16 protein-coding genes are annotated in these 18,948 nt (G+C 39.2%); 11 read left to right on the top strand and 5 right to left on the bottom strand.

The features are described 5' to 3' along the window. Positions 1-31: 31 nt before the first annotated feature. The 3 genes from ACMZOO_RS01040 to asnS form a co-directional block, all read right to left on the bottom strand. Complete coding sequence (locus ACMZOO_RS01040; RefSeq protein ID WP_440904859.1) at positions 32-1,192, bottom strand: aldose epimerase family protein; 1,161 nt, start codon at positions 1,190-1,192, stop codon at positions 32-34. Between the two features lie 9 nt (positions 1,193-1,201). Then, on the bottom strand, positions 1,202-2,092 hold the full coding sequence (locus ACMZOO_RS01035) for a transporter substrate-binding domain-containing protein (RefSeq protein ID WP_016955030.1): 891 nt from the start codon (positions 2,090-2,092) through the stop codon (positions 1,202-1,204). A 250-nt stretch (positions 2,093-2,342) separates the two neighbouring features. Next, positions 2,343-3,737 (bottom strand): asparagine--tRNA ligase, encoded by a 1,395-nt coding sequence (asnS, locus tag ACMZOO_RS01030; protein ID WP_440904857.1) that lies wholly within the window; start codon positions 3,735-3,737, stop codon positions 2,343-2,345. A gap of 66 nt (positions 3,738-3,803) precedes the next feature. Here asnS and ACMZOO_RS01025 point away from each other — a divergent pair, with 66 nt between their 5' ends. Next, entirely contained in the window at positions 3,804-4,202 is a 399-nt protein-coding gene (locus ACMZOO_RS01025; RefSeq protein ID WP_440904855.1) for a hypothetical protein, read from the top strand. A gap of 1 nt (position 4,203) precedes the next feature. On the opposite strand, the gene bioA is transcribed toward ACMZOO_RS01025, so the two are convergent. Then, on the bottom strand, positions 4,204-5,499 hold the full coding sequence (gene bioA / locus ACMZOO_RS01020) for an adenosylmethionine--8-amino-7-oxononanoate transaminase (protein ID WP_440904854.1): 1,296 nt from the start codon (positions 5,497-5,499) through the stop codon (positions 4,204-4,206). 100 nt (positions 5,500-5,599) lie between these two features. Here bioA and bioB point away from each other — a divergent pair, with 100 nt between their 5' ends. From bioB to ACMZOO_RS00990, 6 genes are all read left to right on the top strand, one after another. After that, positions 5,600-6,643, top strand: a complete 1,044-nt coding sequence (gene bioB / locus ACMZOO_RS01015; RefSeq protein WP_440904853.1) for a biotin synthase BioB — start codon at positions 5,600-5,602, stop codon at positions 6,641-6,643. After that, positions 6,643-7,827, top strand: coding sequence for an aminotransferase class I/II-fold pyridoxal phosphate-dependent enzyme (locus ACMZOO_RS01010; protein ID WP_440904851.1), 1,185 nt, complete (start codon positions 6,643-6,645; stop codon positions 7,825-7,827). The genes bioB and ACMZOO_RS01010 overlap by 1 nt, the downstream gene beginning before the upstream one ends. 10 nt (positions 7,828-7,837) lie before the next feature. After that, a complete protein-coding gene (locus ACMZOO_RS01005; protein WP_440904850.1) occupies positions 7,838-8,629 on the top strand; it encodes a methyltransferase domain-containing protein in 792 nt (263 codons plus the stop codon). A gap of 3 nt (positions 8,630-8,632) precedes the next feature. Continuing rightward, on the top strand, positions 8,633-9,307 hold the full coding sequence (bioD, locus tag ACMZOO_RS01000) for a dethiobiotin synthase (RefSeq protein ID WP_440904848.1): 675 nt from the start codon (positions 8,633-8,635) through the stop codon (positions 9,305-9,307). A 224-nt stretch (positions 9,308-9,531) separates the two neighbouring features. Then, a complete protein-coding gene (gene pgm / locus ACMZOO_RS00995; protein ID WP_440904846.1) occupies positions 9,532-11,175 on the top strand; it encodes a phosphoglucomutase (alpha-D-glucose-1,6-bisphosphate-dependent) in 1,644 nt (547 codons plus the stop codon). Between the two features lie 442 nt (positions 11,176-11,617). Beyond that, positions 11,618-14,056, top strand: a complete 2,439-nt coding sequence (locus ACMZOO_RS00990; protein ID WP_440906321.1) for a glycogen/starch/alpha-glucan phosphorylase — start codon at positions 11,618-11,620, stop codon at positions 14,054-14,056. Positions 14,057-14,140: 84 nt separating this feature from the next. Here ACMZOO_RS00990 and ACMZOO_RS00985 read toward each other — a convergent pair whose 3' ends face one another. Further along, positions 14,141-15,118, bottom strand: coding sequence for an integron integrase (locus tag ACMZOO_RS00985; protein ID WP_440904845.1), 978 nt, complete (start codon positions 15,116-15,118; stop codon positions 14,141-14,143). A gap of 321 nt (positions 15,119-15,439) precedes the next feature. Here ACMZOO_RS00985 and ACMZOO_RS00980 point away from each other — a divergent pair, with 321 nt between their 5' ends. From ACMZOO_RS00980 to ACMZOO_RS00965, 4 genes are all read left to right on the top strand, one after another. Next, positions 15,440-15,886, top strand: coding sequence for a hypothetical protein (locus ACMZOO_RS00980; RefSeq protein WP_440904844.1), 447 nt, complete (start codon positions 15,440-15,442; stop codon positions 15,884-15,886). Positions 15,887-16,002: 116 nt separating this feature from the next. Further along, the gene (locus ACMZOO_RS00975) at positions 16,003-16,530 is read left to right on the top strand and encodes a hypothetical protein (protein ID WP_440904842.1); all 528 of its coding nucleotides are present in this window, start codon (positions 16,003-16,005) and stop codon (positions 16,528-16,530) included. An 84-nt stretch (positions 16,531-16,614) separates the two neighbouring features. Continuing rightward, positions 16,615-16,959 carry a hypothetical protein gene (locus tag ACMZOO_RS00970; RefSeq protein ID WP_440904840.1) on the top strand — a complete coding sequence of 115 codons (345 nt, stop codon included), beginning with the start codon at positions 16,615-16,617 and terminating at the stop codon, positions 16,957-16,959. Positions 16,960-18,305: 1,346 nt separating this feature from the next. Next, positions 18,306-18,722, top strand: coding sequence for a hypothetical protein (locus ACMZOO_RS00965; RefSeq protein ID WP_440904839.1), 417 nt, complete (start codon positions 18,306-18,308; stop codon positions 18,720-18,722). The last annotated feature ends 226 nt before the right edge of the window (positions 18,723-18,948 follow it).

Raw genomic sequence — 18,948 nt, 5'->3', positions numbered from 1 at the left:
CCGTTTCTAAATTTTGTTGAATTCTTTAAGCTTAGTTAGTTGAAAACTTAAAGCTCATTTTCATTTGGTACACTTCACCCGGATTAACTTGAGTAGAAGGGAAGTGTGGTTTGTTAGGGCTGTCTGGGAAATGTTGTGGCTCTAAACATAAACCCGTTCTATGTTCAAACGTACGGCCTTTGCCTTTAGCTGTGCCGTTTAAGAAGTTACCTGAGTAGAACTGAATTGCAGGCTCAGAAGAATAAATTTCTAATACACGGCCTGATTTTTCATGCTCTAGTTTGGCTGATAATTTAAATTCACCCGTATGCTCTTTGTTCAACACCCAGTTATGGTCGTAACCTAAACCATATTCTAGTTGTTGATCTTTAGCATTGATTTCTTTACCGATAGCCTTAGCTGAAGTGAAATCAAACGGCGTGCCTTGTACTGGCATAAATTCACCAGTTGGGATCAAACCCGCATCCACAGGGGTAATATATTGAGCTGGGATGGTTAATTTGTGATCTAAAATATCACCTTCGCCAGCTAAGTTAAAATAGCTGTGTTGAGTTAAATTAATATGGGTTTTTTTATCGGCAGTGGCTTTGTAATCCATCACTAATTCATTACCAACTAAACGATAATCAACTTGAATAGCTGCGTTACCTGGGAAACCACCGTCGCCATCTGGGCTAATTAATTGCATTTTTAAGCCAACATGACCGTCGGCTTCATAAGGGGTTACCGCCCAGTTTTTGCTGTCGTAACCTTGATGACCACCGTGTAAATGATTTTCACCATTGTTGGTGTCTAATTGGTATTTAACCCCATCAATAGCAAATTGACCTTTACCAATACGGTTGCCGTAGCGGCCAATTAACGCTCCAAAGTAATTAGTATCAGTTAAATAACCATCAATAGAATCGTAACCTAATACAACATCGGCTAATTTACCGTTGCGGTCTGGTGCTTTAAGTGAGGTAATAATACCGCCGTAGCTAATAATTGATACTTCTAAACCCGCATCACTGGTTAAGGTATATTCATTTACAACTTCACCATTAGGCAGAGTTGCGTAATAACTAGATTTAATATTCATAGGACCCTGAACTGCAGTAGCAGCTGTTTTTGAATCAGTCGCATTACAGCCAACCAATAACGCCGATAAAATTGGCAATAATTTTAAATTCTGTTTGTTTAGCACTTTCATTTGTATTCCTTATAGCTCGTTAATATCTAACCAAAGTCTTTTATCATCAAACGGGGTACTGCTAGGTATATTTGGATTGTTAATTTCAAACATGACACGGTCTGTTAAATTAGCTTTAGCAATTACATCTTTAATCATAGGGTTACTAAAAAAGTAGTCGTTAAAGCTGCCATCTTCAATAGCTTGCATCAGGCCGTCGTTAATTTTGTTTGCCAAGGCAACATTGTTTTTATTTACAAATAAATACGCTGGCATTGGATATTTAACCAATATGTGTTTTTCAACGGTTAATGGCAGGTGAGGGCGTGCACTTATTTCCGACCAAGGCTCATGCACACCTCGTGGGAAATAATCGTAACGCCCACCTTCTAACATATAGAATAAGTTTTCATATCTGCGCGTACCTATTACGGGTATGCCAGCACTGCGTAATATTGTGGTATCTGCCCAAGTGCGCTCTTGTGCAGCGGTAAAGGTTTTTAATTGTTCGAAGGTGTTTATTTGATCAAATCTTGCTTGATCACCTTGGCGAATAATAAAAATTCTATGACCTAACAAACCTTTATATAGCGGAATGCGGATCGGCATTAACTGTTGCTCTAACTCGTTAGAGGTGCCGGTCCAAGCAACATCAAGTTGACCTGATTTAATCTGCTCAATCATAGTGATTTGTGGCAAGAATCGACTTGATTCAACAAAGTTATAACTGTTTTCTTTATCATAGCTTAACGCTAGCTTTAACAAACCAAATTGATACTCTTCTTTAGCACCAATACCAGCAACTTTGTTATGTTTTATTTCTATGGTTTTGGCCGAAACATTGGCACTAAACCATGCAAAAACGAATAGCAATGTTGCCTGCACTGCTAATAAAACCATTTTTACATGTAAATTTTTCACGACTAACCTCAATTTAAACTTTTAATATCTGTTAAAAACCTTAACGAGATTTTAACTTTCAATATGGTAATAAAGTATTACTAATACTTCAAGCGCTAAATGTAAAGGATATGAAAAAGTTTTGAGTAAGCTAACAGTTAGTTCGGAGGTAGTTAACAGGGAGTCTGGGAAATGTGTGGTGAGATGTTATTAACAATAAAAAAGGTGCCAATTGGCACCTTTATATCAATAGCTAAAATCAGCTGTCTAATTAGAAGGCTGCGGTTTTTGGCGCACGCGGGAATGGGATAACGTCACGCACGTTTTGTACGCCAGTTACATAAGCAACTAAACGCTCAAAACCTAAACCAAAACCACCGTGCGGTACAGAACCATAGCGGCGTAAATCACGATACCAGTAGTAATCTTCTGGGTTTAAGTCAACTTCGTGCATTCGCGCATCTAAAATATCCAAACGGTCTTCACGCTGGCTACCACCAATAATTTCACCTATGCCAGGTGCTAATACGTCCATAGCTGCAACAGTTTTACCATCGTCATTTAAACGCATGTAGAAAGCTTTAATGTCTTTCGGGTAGTTTTGTAAAATAACTGGGCCACCTACGTGTTTTTCAGCTAAATAACGCTCGTGTTCAGATGATAAATCTATACCCCATTCAACAGGGAATTCAAATTTTTGACCTGATTTTAACAAGATGTCGATAGCATCTGTGTAATCCATACGAACGAATTCTGATTCACTTAAAGTTTTTAAGCGCTCAACCACACCTTTTTGTACACGCTGGTCGAAAAACTCTAAATCGTCTAAACGCTCTGCTAATACAGCTTTAAACACATACTTCAGCATATCTTCAGCACATGAAGCCACTGTTGCTAAATCCGCAAAAGCAATTTCAGGCTCTACCATCCAAAACTCAGCTAAGTGACGGCTGGTATTTGAATTTTCTGCACGGAAAGTTGGGCCAAAAGTATAAACTTTAGATAAAGCGCAGCAGTAGGTTTCAACATTTAGCTGACCAGAGACAGTTAAGAAAGCTTCTTTACCGAAAAAGTCTTCGCTGTAATCTACTTCACCTTTATCTGTCATTGGTGGGTTAACCGCATCTAAAGTTGATACGCGGAACATTTCACCAGCGCCTTCACAGTCAGATGCTGTGATGATTGGTGTTGCTATCCATTGGAAACCATTTTCGTGGAAGTATCTGTGAATTGCTTGTGCTAAACAGTTACGTACACGAGTAACCGCACCGATTAAGTTAGTGCGCGGACGCAAATGTGCGTGCTCACGTAAATATTCTACCGAGTGGCGTTTAGGTGCCATAGGGTAAGTATCTGGATCTTCAACTAAGCCGATAATCTCAACTTCAGTTGCTTGAATTTCAAAACTCTGGCCTTTACCTGCTGATTCAACCAAAGTACCAGTAATTGCAAGTGAACAACTGGTTGTTAATTTTGCGATTTCGCTATAGTTTGCTAAAGCGCTGTCGGCAATAACCTGAATAGGGTCGAAACAAGAGCCATCATGTAAATTGATAAAAGCAAAATTTGGATTTGAACGAACGGTACGAACCCAGCCTTTAATGGTTAGAGTTTCATTTAATGGGTATTTACCCGCTAATACATCACTGATTGCAGCGTGACTCATGTCAATTTTGCTCCGGCTAAATAAATCTTCTATTGTTATAAAGAGCGATATGTTACTAAAGCCAATATGAGAAACAAGCAAAAAGACACTAATTTTGTTCAAAATGAACGAAGAAAAGGCGCTGATGGCTTAATTAAAGCGATTTGGGCAACTAATTTACTCGCTTGGCTGAGTTTTATTATGGCCATGGTGTGGTTTAGGTTGGCACGGCCAGAAAAATTGACTGGCTATGCTAAGTATAAAAAAATAGAAGATGAGTATAGATTAGACTGGGTAGAGCAGTGGACTGAATTTTTATTCTGGCAATTACTCATCTGCTGCGCCATCACCCTAATTGCTATGTTGATTAACTTAAAAAGAATGAAACGTAAAGGAGATCACTTTCATTACAATTTAGCTGTATTATTAGTAGTTGCTGTTGCGGCTGTATTATATGTGTATCTGCAAATACTGCCGCAGTTTTAAGTTATTTCTTTAACCAAGCTTCAATCGCGCCTGCTAACTTTCTAATATGCTTTTCTTCACTAATAAACGGCGGCATTAAATATACGCGAGTACCAAAAGGTCTGATCCACACACCTTGTTTTACAAAAAAGGCTTGTATTTGCTCCATAGCTACAGGCTCTTTAAGTTCTACGACTCCAATTGCGCCTAATACCCGTACATCAGCAACTTGGGTAAAATCAGCGATAGGCTGTAAATACTGGTTTAACCAAGTTTCGATATTGGCCACTTGCTGCTGCCAGTTATTTTCAATGAGTAAGTCAAGTGATGCATTGGCAACTGAACAAGCAAGTGGATTACCCATAAAAGTAGGGCCGTGCATAAATACACCTGCCTGACCATTACAAATTTGTTCGGCGACTTTTGTTGTGGTTAAAGTTGCGGCCAACGTCATATAACCACCGGTAATGGCTTTGCCAACACACATAATGTCAGGGGTAATCTCCGCCCATTCACAAGCAAACATTTTGCCTGTACGGCCAAAACCAGTGGCTATTTCATCGACAATTAATAATACATTGTGTTGATTAGCAAGCTTGCGCAAAGCTGTTAAATATTGCGGATGATAAAAACGCATGCCACCAGCACCTTGCACAATAGGCTCGATAATAATCGCCGCGATATTATGGTGGTTAGTTTCTAATAACTGAGTTATTTCAGCCAAATGCGCTTGATCAAAATCTGCTTTATCTAACTCATTTTTATTTTTTGGGAATATAGGGCTAGGCGCGCTGGCAAACAAATGCTGATTGATGGTTTTACTAAACAGTGTGTGCATGCCGTTGACTGGATCGCACACCGACATTGCTGCAAAGGTATCACCGTGGTAACCATTTCTAACGGTTAAAAACTTATGTTTGTCAGCTTTGTGTTCGCTTTGCCAATATTGAATGGCCATTTTCATTGCCACTTCTACACTGACAGAGCCTGAATCGGCTAAAAATACTTTTTCAAGTCCAGCAGGTGATAACTCAACTAACTTTTTACATAAATCAACCGCAGGTTGGTGGGTTAAGCCACCAAACATAACATGCGACATCTGTTGGCTTTGTTCAACAAGCGCTTGATTGAGTTTTGGGTGATTGTAACCATGTACGGCCGCCCACCAACTACTCATGCCATCAACCAATACTTCACCTGTTTCCAAACTAATTTCTACGCCACTGGCGGATTTAACTGGGTAAGTGGGTAAGGGATTAGTTAATGAGGTATATGGGTGCCAAATATGTTTACGATCAAACTCTAAATCAATACTCATGTTCAATATTTATACAGATGTCAAATTTAATGAAGCGAATGATTGACAGTGTAACTAAGGTAAATAAACTATCAAGCAAAATTCAATTAGAGAAAAGAGCATGCAAGCTGAGATACGCCACGATTGGACAACTGAAGAAATTCAAGCCTTATTTGATTTACCATTTAACGACTTATTGTTTAAAGCCCAGAGCGTACATCGCCAACACTTTAATCCAAATGAAGTGCAAGTAAGTACTTTATTGTCGATTAAAACAGGTGCATGCCCAGAAGATTGTAAATACTGCCCACAAAGTGCACGTTACGATACCGGCCTACATAAAGAAAAGTTAATGGAAGTACAAAAGGTATTAGAAACGGCTAAGCTTGCAAAGCAAAATGGCTCTACACGTTTTTGTATGGGCGCTGCGTGGCGTAACCCAAAAGATCGCGATATCCCTTACATAGTTGAAATGATTAAAGGTGTGCGCGAAATGGGTATGGAAACTTGTATGACACTTGGCATGTTAACCCGTGAACAAGCGATTACCTTACAACAAGCAGGTTTAGATTATTACAACCATAACCTAGACACTTCCCAAGAATTCTACGGTGATATTATCACCACTCGTACTTTCCAAGACAGATTAGACACTTTAGAAAATGTGCGTGCATCAGGCATGAAAGTCTGTAGTGGCGGCATTGTTGGTATGGGCGAAGAGTCTAAAGACCGTGCCGGTTTGTTAAAAAGCTTAGCTAACTTAGAACAACACCCTGACAGCGTCCCAATTAACATGTTGGTACGTGTTGAAGGTACACCATTTGCAGACTTGGAAGATTTTGACCATTTTGAATTTGTCCGTACCATAGCGGTAGCGCGTATTTTAATGCCTAAATCGCATGTGCGTTTATCTGCTGGTCGTACTGAAATGAATGAACAAATGCAGGCTATGTGTTTCTTTGCTGGCGCTAATAGTATTTTCTACGGTGAAAAACTATTAACCACTGAAAACCCAGAAGCCAATACCGATATGCAATTGTTTGCTAAATTAGGTATTCAACCAGAAAAACGCCAAGGTTATTCTGACGAAGTAACAGAACAAGCCATATCTGAAGCGGTTGCTGAAAGCCAACAAACGCCACAGTTTTATAACGCTGCTGTTTAATGTTACCCAGCTATATTGAGCAAGAGCTTGCTGCTAAGCAAGCTCAGCACGCTTACCGGCAAAAAAATACAGTCACAACCGATAATCAATTTATTATTCATAACCAGAAGAGATATTTAAACTTTTCTGGCAATGATTATTTGGGTATTGCGGCGTCTGGTTGTTTGCAAGCTGCGTGGACGAATGCGCTTGAGCATAATTTGTCTGGTAGCACAGGCTCGCCGTTAATCAATGGCCACCATACCGCACATCAAGCGTTAGAAGAAGAAATTTGTGATTGGTTAGGTTTTGATGCTTGTTTGTTATTTAACAGTGGTTTTTCCGCCAATAGCACTGTATTAAAAACTTTACTAAAAGAGCAAAACCAGCTGATCATTCAAGATAAATTAAACCATGCTTCATTGTTAGATGGCGGTGTGCAAAGCAATGCTAAAAATTTGCGTTTTAAACACAATGACCTTGAGCATTTACAACAAAGGTTGCAAACACCAGCCGACTATAAGTTAGTTGTGACTGAAGGTGTGTTTAGCATGGATGGTGATGGTGCGCCATTGCAACCAATTTGCCAACTGTTAGCTGAGCAAGACAACACAGGCTTAATGTTAGACGATGCACATGGCATAGGTGTTTTCGGTGACCAAGGTCAGGGAAGTTTAGCTAAACAAAATGTATCAGCGAATAACATAGATATATTCACCGCAACTTTTGGTAAAGCGATTGGCACAAGCGGCGCATTTGTCGCAGGCTCAAAACAGTTAATTGAATACCTAGTTAATGAAGCGCGTGCATATATTTTTAGCACTTCTTTCTCGCCGATATTAGCTGAAGTGACTCGCCAAGCCATTATTAAAATTCGCAAAGAAAATTGGCGACGCGAGAAGCTTGAACAGAATGTTTTACGCTTTGTTGAGGGTGTCAACAAACTCGGAATTAATTTGCCTTGTGGCGGAAATTTCAGTGCAATTAAACCTTTGGTTATTGGCAGTAATGAAGATACGCTAAAGCTTGCGGAAATATTACGCAACCAAGGCATCTGGGTAACAGCGATTCGCCCCCCAACTGTGCCACAAGGGCAAGCGCGCATTCGTTTTACTATTAATACTTTGCATGACATTGCTGATATCGACCAAGCCTTACAGGCATTAGAAATTGGCTTGCAAACTTTAAGCAAAAGCCAGAGCTAGGAAGGTAAAATTGTCGTTATCAAATAAACAGCTTATCTCTGAGCATTTCTCAAAAGCCGCAGCAAGTTATGATGGGGCTGCACAGTTGCAGCTTGCAGTGATTGAACGTGCCGCTGAATATTTGACTTTATCAACAGAGTCTAAATTGCTGGATGTCGGCTGTGGTACAGCGAATTTGGTTAAGTTTAGCCAAGGGCATATTTATCAAGGCTGTGATATCTCCCAAGGCATGTTAAAAACCGCTCAGCACAAAGTTGCAACTTGTGCTGACTATAAAAATAACTTTCGCCAATTTTACTTTGAGCAAGCTGACGCGCATGATTTGCCGTTTGCCGACAATAGCTTTGATATTGTTTTTTCATCGCTTGCTTGGCAGTGGTGTGATTTAACTAAAGTTATTCAGCAAGCTTATAGGGTATGCAAACCGGGTGGGCAGATTGTATTTACCACTTTGTTATCTAATACCCTAGTTGAGCTTAAACAAGCATTTTCAGCGCTTGATGCCAATACCCATGTAAATAACTTTTTGACTTTAGAAGAGGCCAAACAACAAATTGCGCAAGCGCATATTAGTTGCGATGTATTTGAAGTGGTTGAACATAAAACTCATTACGATAGCGTTAAAGCGCTGCTTAAAGAGTTAAAAGCGATAGGTGCTAATACTGTGGTAAACCGCGACCAGTCGACAGGGCTAACGCGTGCTAAATTGCAAAAATTAGAAAGCGCCTATCCACGCCATCCAGATAAGGTAACCGCCAGTTGGCAAACTTTATATTCTTGTATCAATAAACCATTAAAATAAATTATGAGTCGAAAAAGCTATTTTGTGACAGCTACAGACACTGAATGTGGCAAAACCTTTTTTTCTAGTGCATTGGTTAGCTATTTTGCCAAGCAAGGAAAAGCTGCGGGTTTTAAACCTATTGCGGCAGGCTGTGAGTTAATTAATGGCCAGTTAAAAAACGAAGATGCATTAGCATTACAACAAGCAAGCAATGTTGAGTTATCCTATTCACAAATTAACCCAATAGCGCTTGAACCCGCAATTGCGCCGCATATTGCAGCGGCAGAAGCTGGTATTGAAATAACTTATAACCAGTTAACCCAAGCGTATGAAAAATTTGCCAAAGATAATCTAGATTATTTAGTGGTCGAAGGCGCAGGTGGCTGGAAATTACCTTTGGGCAATAACAAGTATTTATCTGATTGGGTAGCCACCCAGCAACTTCCGGTCATATTGGTTGTCGGCTTAAAATTAGGCTGTTTAAACCATGCTTTATTAACGCAAGAATCAATCAAAGCATCTGGCTGTAACATTGTTGGTTGGGTTGCCAATGCATTACATGGCGATATGCCTTATATGCAAGAAAATATACAAACCTTACAACAAGCAATTGATGCACCTTTGTTGGGTGTGTTACCTAAGTTAAAAAATCCGACCGAAAGTTTAAACTTTTTAAATTTATCTCAGTTGTTGTAATGCTGTTTTCATACAAGTTATATAAAAACACTCACAGCCCCTTGTTTGTTTTTAAAAGCTAAGATATAACAAAAGGGCAGTATAGCTAAGCCACCTGAAAATACCGGATTTCAGCAATAGATAAAAAACATTTTCAACTGGCTTGGGTATATACAACAAGTTAAAAACTAAAAATCACCATACATACACTACTCGAAAATCAAAACCGTTAAGGAAAGTCATAGATGGCGTTGCATGAGAGAGCTGGTAAGCCGGCACAAAAGCAAGATTTAGTAAATATCCCTCGTTTAGTTAGCCAATATTATTTAAATAAACCAACTGCAGCACAAGGTGTTAGTTTTGGTACATCTGGGCATAGAGGATCGTCTGAAAACTCAACTTTTACCGAAACCCATATAGCTGCAATTTGCCAAGCACTGGTTGAGTATAGAAACGAAAAACAAATTGATGGCCCTATGTATGTTGGTATGGATACCCACGCATTATCTGAATGTGCATTTGCAACCGCAGTTGAAGTATTTGCGGCGAATGGTGTAAAAGTAGTTGTACAGCAAGGTAGAGGTTATACACCAACACCAGTTATCTCACACGCTATATTAACTTACAACCAAGGTAAAACTGCTGGTTTAGCAGACGGCGTTGTAATAACCCCAAGTCATAATCCACCACAAGACGGTGGTTTTAAATACAATCCACCAAATGGCGGCCCAGCAGATACAGATATCACTAATGCAGTACAAGCACGCGCCAATCAAATTATTGCCGGAGGTTTAGCTGACGTTAAACGCATAGATTTTACCCAAGCGATAGAATCAGATTTTGTTACTGAATACGATTTTATTAAACCTTATGTTGATGACTTAAAAAATGTAATCGACATGGAAGCCATTGCGAAGTCAGGTTTAAAAATTGGTGTTGACCCACTAGGTGGTTCAGGTATCGCCTATTGGGATGTTATCGCGCAAACTTATGGCATTAACATTGAAGTGGTAAACGACAGTGTTGACCCAACATTCTCATTTATGACGCTTGATAAAGACGGCAAAATTCGTATGGATTGTTCATCACCATACGCAATGGCTGGTCTAATTGGATTAAAAGATAAATTTGATGTTGCCGTTGCTAACGATCCTGATTACGACCGCCACGGTATAGTGACAAAATCAGCTGGTTTAATGAACCCTAACCATTATTTGGCTGTAGCTATTCAATATTTATACACCCATAGAAAACAATGGGACAATGGTTTAGCCATAGGTAAAACTTTAGTTTCTTCCAGCATGATTGACCGTGTAGCAAATTCACTAGGTAAAAACTTATCAGAAGTACCAGTTGGTTTTAAATGGTTTGTTGATGGTTTATATACAGGCACTTATGGTTTTGGTGGTGAAGAAAGTGCAGGGGCGTCATTTTTAAGAATGGACGGCACTGTATGGTCTACCGACAAAGACGGTATTATCTTAGCTTTATTGGCAGCTGAAATTACCGCGGTAACAGGTAAAGATCCTGCACAGTTGTATCAAGAACTAGTGAGCCAATTTGGTGAGCCAGTATACAACCGTATAGATGCACCAGCGTCAAAAGCACAAAAAGATGTGTTGAAAAACCTATCAGCAGATGATGTCGAAGCATCAACACTGGCAGGTGAAAAAATTCTTGCTAAGCTTACTCATGCACCGGGTAACGATGCAGCTATTGGTGGCCTTAAAGTGGTAACTGAAAACGGCTGGTTTGCTGCAAGACCGTCAGGTACTGAAGAGATTTACAAAATTTATAGTGAAAGCTTTTTAGGTGAACAACACCTTGCGCAAATTATTGAAGAAGCGAAAGAGATTGTTGGCCAAACATTTAAAAAAGCAGGTTTATAAGTTGTAATTAGCACGCCAGTAGGATTGTCTATTAACAATTTTACTGGCTATTTGGCTGATATTTAGTTAAATTTAGCCGCAAAACATAATAACAATAATCGAAATTGGACTATTTGATTAACTCCCTAATATCAACATTTAGTCTGCATGCGGAGCGCGTAACTGACTTAAAAATGCGTTTTTAAGTACATTTTTAAGTTGTGAAATTAACATCAACTTCATTTGATAAACGGTTTTATCCGTCAATCAGTGAATAGGATTAAAGATGACTACAACACGCCGTACTAGCAAAAGTAAGACAACAACTTCAAAAACAACATCAGCTAGCAAAACAGCTGCCAGCAAAGCTGCACCTAAAACAGCCGCAAAAACTGCAACCAAAACACCAACTAGACGTAAAAAAGCAGCTTCAGCTGTTACGGCTAGCCTAGAAAGTTTTGGTATGACACCAGAACAATTTAAAGAGTGCGTCGTTCGCCACTTACATGTAACGCTAGGTACAGACGAAAATAAAGCCAGCAAAAAAGCATGGTGGAATGCAGTTTGCGCAGCGGTAAACGAAATGGTTTTTGAACGTGCAACTAAAACCCAAAAAACACACTTTCAAAAAGATACCCGCGCAGTTCATTATCTATCATTAGAATTTTTGATGGGACGCTTTTTAAAGAACAACCTAACCAACATAGGTTTAACTGAAGTTGCACAACAAGCATTAGAGCAACTCGATCTAGACTTCAATGAAATATGTGAAGAAGAGCCTGATATGGCTTTGGGTAATGGTGGTTTAGGCCGCTTAGCTGCTTGTTTTGTTGACTCATTAGCAACCTTAGGTTACCCAGCAATTGGTTATGGCATTCACTACGAGCATGGTTTGTTCACCCAAGAAATTAAACACGGTCGCCAGCTAGAGCGTCCTGACTCTTGGCGTGAATACGGCAACCCGTGGGAAATTTGTCGCCCAGAATCTATTCAAGAAATTCCACTCTACGGTTATGTAGAAACTAAATACGATGAAAATGGCCGCATCCACAAAGAATGGCATCCGGGTCGTATTATTAAAGGTGTACCTTGGGATATTCCTGTCGTTGGTTATGGCGCAAAAACAGTTAACATTCTGCGTTTATGGGAAAGTCGCGCGTCCGATTTCTTTAACTGGGACGTATTTAACGCAGGTGGTTATTTAGATGCACAAGTTGAAAATGTGCAAGCTGAAACCATCTCTAAAGTATTGTATCCAAACGACAATACAGATGCGGGTAAAGAACTTCGTTTAATTCAACAATACTTCTTCTGTGCATGTTCAATCAAAGACATTATTCGTCGTTACAAACGTGCGCACGGTGATAACTGGGACAACTTCCCATCACAAGTAGTGATGCAATTAAACGACACGCATCCAGCAGTCGCTATTCCTGAGTTGATGCGTATATTGGTTGATCGCGCTGAACTAACTTGGGATAAAGCCTGGGGTATTTGCCAAAAAGTATTCGCTTATACCAACCACACTTTATTGCCAGAAGCTTTAGAAAAATGGTCGGTGCGTTTATTCGAAAAAGTATTACCACGCCATTTAGAAATTATTTATGAAATTAACAGCCGCTTCTTAGAAGAGGTAGTTGAGCCTGCATTCCCAGGTGATGATGAAGTTAAACGCAAATTGTCTATTATCGAAGAAGGCCATGAAAAAATGGTACGTATGGGTAACTTGTGTGTAATCGGCAGCTTCAAAGTAAATGGTGTAGCGGAAATTCACTCTAAATTAGTTAAATCTGATTTATTCCCAGAGTTCGATAAAATTTGGCCGGGTAAATTAACCAATGTAACTAATGGTGTTACACCGCGTCGTTGGTTGAAATCCTGTAACCCTGCGTTATCTAACTTAATTAGCAAACATGTTGATGAAGATTGGCCGGTACATTTAGATAAATTACAAAAACTAAATGACTTGGCGGATGACAAAAAATTCCAAAAAGAATTTATGCAAATTAAACATGATAACAAGGTTGAACTAGCCAAAGTTATTAAAGAATTAACTAATGTTGATGTTGACCCTACAGCCTTGTTTGATATTCAAATTAAACGATTGCATGAATATAAACGCCAACAACTTAACTTAATTCATATTATGGCTTTGTATCGTCGTTTATTGCAAAATCCAGACTATGATATGCCAAAACGCGTATTTATCTTCGGCGCTAAAGCAGCACCAGGTTATTACATGGCGAAAGAAATTGTTTATGCAATTAATAAAGTAGCGGACAAAGTTAATAACGATTCGCGTATTAAAGATAAACTTAAAGTGGTGTTTTTACCTAACTATCGTGTATCGCTTGCTGAAAAAATGATCCCTGCGGCTGATGTGTCTGAGCAGATTTCACTAGCTGGTAAAGAAGCATCTGGTACAGGTAATATGAAACTCGCTTTAAACGGTGCAGTAACCATAGGTACCTTAGATGGTGCAAATATCGAAATTGCTGAAGAAGCGGGTGAAGATAATGTGGTGATTTTTGGTTTAACCGTTGATGAAGTTAAAGCGAAAAAAGCCGCAGGATATAACCCTTGGGATTATTACTACGCGAATGAAGAGTTAAAAGCCGTATTAGATTGGTTTGATACAGACTACTTCACCCCAGGTAAACCGGGCGAACTCGCTGAAATTAAACGAAGCTTGTTAGACTATGGCGATACCTATATGACGCTTGCTGACTATGCATCTTACTCTGATGCACATAAGAAGATTGATGCTTTATATCAAGATTCGACAAAGTGGGCACGTATGGCAATAACCAATACAGCTACTATGGGTAAGTTTAACTCAGATCGTTCAATACAAGATTATGTTAACAACATTTGGAAACTTGATTCTTGTAATGTTGAATAGAGTTAAAGTTAGTAGATAGTCTTTATAAAAAATAGCAACAAAGAGCGTTCAATTGAACGCTCTTTTGCTTTGTAGGCCTAGTTATTACATTCGATCAAACGGACTGGTAACACCAGCTTGGTTTAGACCGACCACATGAGTATATATTTGAGTAGTTCGAATATCTTCGTGACCTAAAAGCTCTTGAATGGTTCGTAAATCAGTACCAGCTTTTAATAACTCAGTGGCAAATGAGTGACGAAAAGTATGGCAAGACGCTTGTTTGGTGATCTCTGTTTTTCGAATGGCTGCTTTAACCGCTTTTTGAATTGAGCTAACGTGAATATGATGTCGTTTCGTCCTTCCATCTGCTGGATCTGGCGCCAACTTGTCCGCCGGAAATAAATATTGCCATCCGAATTGTTTCAACGCATGCCGATATTTACGCGACAAAGCTGGCTGAATAGAAGCCAAACCAAAACCTTTTCCTATATCCTGTGCGTGTTGTTCTTTTATGGTTTTCATGCGCGTTTTTAAATCATCAATAATACCGACAGGCAGAATACAGATTCGATCTTTACCGCCTTTACCTTGCCGCACTGTAATGGTTTGTGTTTCAAAATTGACATCTTGAACGCGCAGTCGTGCAACTTCTAATAACCGCAAGCCGCTGCCATACATTAAAATTGCAATGGTTTTGTATGGGTATTCTAAATGAGAGATAACTTGTAATGCTTCAGAATGGGAAAACACAGTTGGCACTTTTTGTTTTCGTTTGGCGCGAATTGCATTTATACCGGCTAACTCAATATGTAAAACCTGCTGGTAAAGAAAATTAATTGCGTTGAAAGCGATATTTTGTGTAGATGCACTAACTTGTTTTTTTACTGCTAGGTGAGCTAAAAACGACTCTATATCTTCTATTGATAGTTCCTTGGGGTGCTGTTTGCCATGAAAAAGAATAAATTTTTTAATCCAAGCCCAATAAGTTTGTTCTGTACGAATACTGTACTGTTTTAACTTTATCGCTTGGTGGTACATTTGCTGAAGTTTAGGTTCAGCGCTAGTTGTAAGATTGTCCATAATCATATTCCTTTTGTATATTATCGTTTGATAAATGTTCCCTTTGCATGTCCGGTGATAGGTGGAATTCCATCTATAACGCAGAATTGCTGACTTTCGGGTGGTTAAACAATAAGTTTCAATACTGTTTTTATATACATGTTTTAGGTAAAAGTAAATTTATTTTAGTGATAATTTTTATCGATTTTGTAAAAATTGACAGTTGTAACTTAATGTTTTAGTTTACTTTAATATTATTTAATTTAGATTGCTGATGGATGGAACTAAGTGCTGTGGTTTTCGGTGTTCTGTCTATATAGCGTTAGGTCAACAGGAAGCTGTATGAGAAATTTTATATTCATTCTATTAATTACTTTGTCCGGTTGTGCTCAAACTGTAAGGCTTGAAGTTGATGAGAGCGTGGAGCGAAGTGAATTAGCTTCAGTGACTACAGCCTTGTATGTGCCAGAGTACAGGGGGAGCGTCGTTCTGGATATCGATACAAGGGGGGAGTTTGTTTGGGAGTACCTTGTGCCAGAAGGCGAGCATATATTTGATGTCAAAATAATTATGGATTCAAACGTAGATGGATTAACTATCTCTTGGAAGGAGGCAAAGATAAAAGTTAAGTTACTTGCAGAAAAAGGGCACTACTATATACCAAAGTTTACAGTCAAAAATAATGAAGTATTTGTGTACTTTGAAGATAAAGGTGCGAATTATTCTACAGATTGCCTACCTCGTTATAATGCATCTGTAAGGCTTAATGGCTCCGGCTCGGGGTGTTAACCTAACAATGCAATTATGGAGGGACGCAAAAAGCTTGGCTGCGTCACTTCGTTCCTATTATAGCCAAGCTTTTTTCGCCCCATATTGCGGCGTTAGTTTTTTGCGTAGGAGTATGCATGAGAGTTATTGTTTTTACTTTGTTTGGTCTTGTTGTAAGTGGTTGTACAACCATCTCTGATTTAAAACAGCCTACAGTTCAGCAACATTTTGTTTTAGAGCAGGACTATACACATAGTCGTATACGTGGTTTGTTTAAGTATCGCTATATAGCGGGGCTTAGAGCGGGAACTTATAGTCTCGTTGGCGAGGACTCGGACGGCAAATACTTTGCCAGCATGGGTGATTGTGTGATTTATTATTCGCCAGAGTTACCAGTACCACCTTCAACATCGGACAAAATGGGTGGGATATATATTCCAAATTCTCGTTCAGATGACCCAAGACTATTCACGGAAACTCGCAATACTACGGATGGGAGCTATGCTGGTGTTACCGGTATGATGATAGTTTCAGCTACAGAAGATAGTATAATTTATGCACCTTTTGAGGATCAATGGGAGTTTGTCTCAAGTCTTAATATAAAGAGTGGTCAAGCTGAAAATGCGGTCTGTAATAAAACTAACAAACAAATCAACAAGGACTAAAAAAGCTTGGCTCAGCTCGTGCCTCGCTAATTTAGCCAAACTTTTTTAGCCCGTTATTTGGGCGTTATACGTACAGGTGAGTCAGTGAAAATCTTCATTCTTGCTCTTTTATTTCCGACATTGGCAATGAGTGCGGAAATCCTTGAAACACCAAACTATAAAGTTTCAATTCAATCTAACTGCCAAGAAGGCGAAGTTAGTTGCTCAAACTATATTTATAAAGGGCAGAGTAAGAAATCTGGCAATTCGATATCCTTAAAAGGTAGTAGTTGGCATACGACGTGTAGCGACGGAGAAACCCCTTGCCGTTTTCTTGGTTATAAATTTAAAAATGGCAACATTACGTACTATGTACATCAAGATGGCTTACTAGAAGTTGTATCAAGCAAGAGTGAAGTTATTTTGAGTGAACAAGGTGTTTGGCAGTAAGTACGTATAACAAAGCAATTAAGGGCGGACTAAAAAAGCTTGGCTTAGTTCGTACCTCACTAATTATAGCCAAGCCTTTTTAGCCGCTTATTGCGGCGTTATAAATAGTTAAATCATACAAGTAAACTGGCTTCAAATGAGGCATTTGTGTGTTTGGCTGCTTTTTCTAATTTAGCTTGGCGTGCAAAGTTAATTTGCATTTTAGGTTGTAGTTGTTGGTGAGTTTTGCGTTGTTAACGCGCTAAATTTAAACCAATTTATTGTTTGCTTAAATGTTGGTCATCGCAGGTTTTTGCGTTAAGTTTAAGCATTCGTTTTTAATTGTCGGTAAAGGGCGTTTTTATGCAACTCTTGCGTTGTTGGACATTTCTAACAAAGCAGTCAAAGGGATGCAAAAAGCTTGGCCAAATTTTTGCTGAGCAAAAATGTTAGCCAACTTTATTCCACCCTTTACTACGGCGTTAGCTAGAAGTTTCGTTAGTTAAAAGTAGTTGAACTTGTGGTGTTTTTTTTCGCGGTGCTGGCATTTATTTGCCTGTTCCGTTAACTTGTTTGTCGCCACGCACTAGTTGTTTGTAGGTTGGTTTTTCCAATTTTTTTACCGTTGAGCGGCATTTTCGTTGTTTGCCTGCCGCTTCAAGTCAATTTATAAAAATGGACTTTAGTGTCGCTACGCTTGTGCGTTTCTCAAGTTCATTTTTATAGGTTTATTTACGATAATTGTATTGTGCTAATCTTCAGCTTTTGTTGAGCTTCTAGCCAACAATGCAATTATGATGGGACGCAAAAAGCTTGGCTGCGTCACTTCGTTCCTATTTTAGCCAAGCTTTTGTGCGCCCCATATTGCGGCGTTAGCTAAGTGCTTAACGTAGTAATAAATTAAAAATTGGTGTTGTAGGTTTTCGAGTTGCTGGTTATTTTGTGCTAAAAAGTAACACTAACTCGCCACGCTCCAGTTGTTTGTAAGTTGGTTTTGCTAAATCATCTTACCGTTGAGCGGCAGTTGAGTTGTTTGCTTCTGGTCGCTTTGAGTCAGTTTATAAAAATGGACTTTTGTGTCGCCACGCTTGTGCGTTTCCTTGAGTTCATTTTTCTAAGTTTACTTACGGCACTCGGCGTTGTTCGTGTTTGCTTCTTTTCGCTGCTAAATTTGCAGTATAAAAAGAGCAGGTAAGTTGCTAATTTGGTTTTGCGTTGTTTGCGAGTTAAGTTTTAAAAACTCAGCATTAGCTAACAATGCAATAATGATGGGACGCAAAAAGCTTGGCTCGCGTCACTTCGTTCCTATTTTAGCCAAGCTTTTGTGCGCCCCATATTGCGGCGTTAGGCGTCACAAGGAATTCAGCGTGAAATTAGAAACTCAAGTAACCGGCAATATTGGTATGTACTACGCCTGTTACAAGCTGTCTTGTATGGGCTGGAATGTGATGCCAACGGCAAGGAATGCACGAGGCATTGATATAATTGCTTACAACAAAGAAGGCACTGATTTTATAGGTGTCCAAGTCAAGGCACTTTCAAAGCGTAATCCTGTGCCACTTGGAAATTCCCTTGATAAAGTGATGGGCGATTTCTGGCTCATCGTAAATAATGTATCAAAAGAACCAAATGTGTTTGTCATGTTGCCGGAAGAAGTTAAATCATTGGCGCATCGTGGTGAAAAAGAAGGTCGTGTATCATACTGGTTACAGCCAACATCTTACGATCAACCGCAATTTAAAGAGGCTTGGCAGCGAATTGGTCTGGGGCATAAAATCGCCTAACAAACGCATTAAGGGTGGACGCAAAAAGCTTGGCTGCGCTCATTCTTCGCTTAGTATAGCCAAACTTTATTGCGCCACTTATGCGGGCGTTAGCTAAGTGCTTAACGTAGTTAAAATTAAAAATTGGTGTTGTAAGTTTTCGAGTTGCTGGTTATTTTGTGCTAAAAAGTAACACTAACTCGCCACGCTCCAGTTGTTTGTAAGTTGGTTTTGTTAAATCATCTTA

It is taken from the genome of Catenovulum sp. SX2, from assembly GCF_052056295.1.
In the GTDB taxonomy this organism is placed as follows: domain Bacteria; phylum Pseudomonadota; class Gammaproteobacteria; order Enterobacterales; family Alteromonadaceae; genus Catenovulum.
The sequence above is the reverse complement of the archived record's forward strand: the minus strand, read 5'-3'. Positions and strand labels throughout refer to the sequence as shown.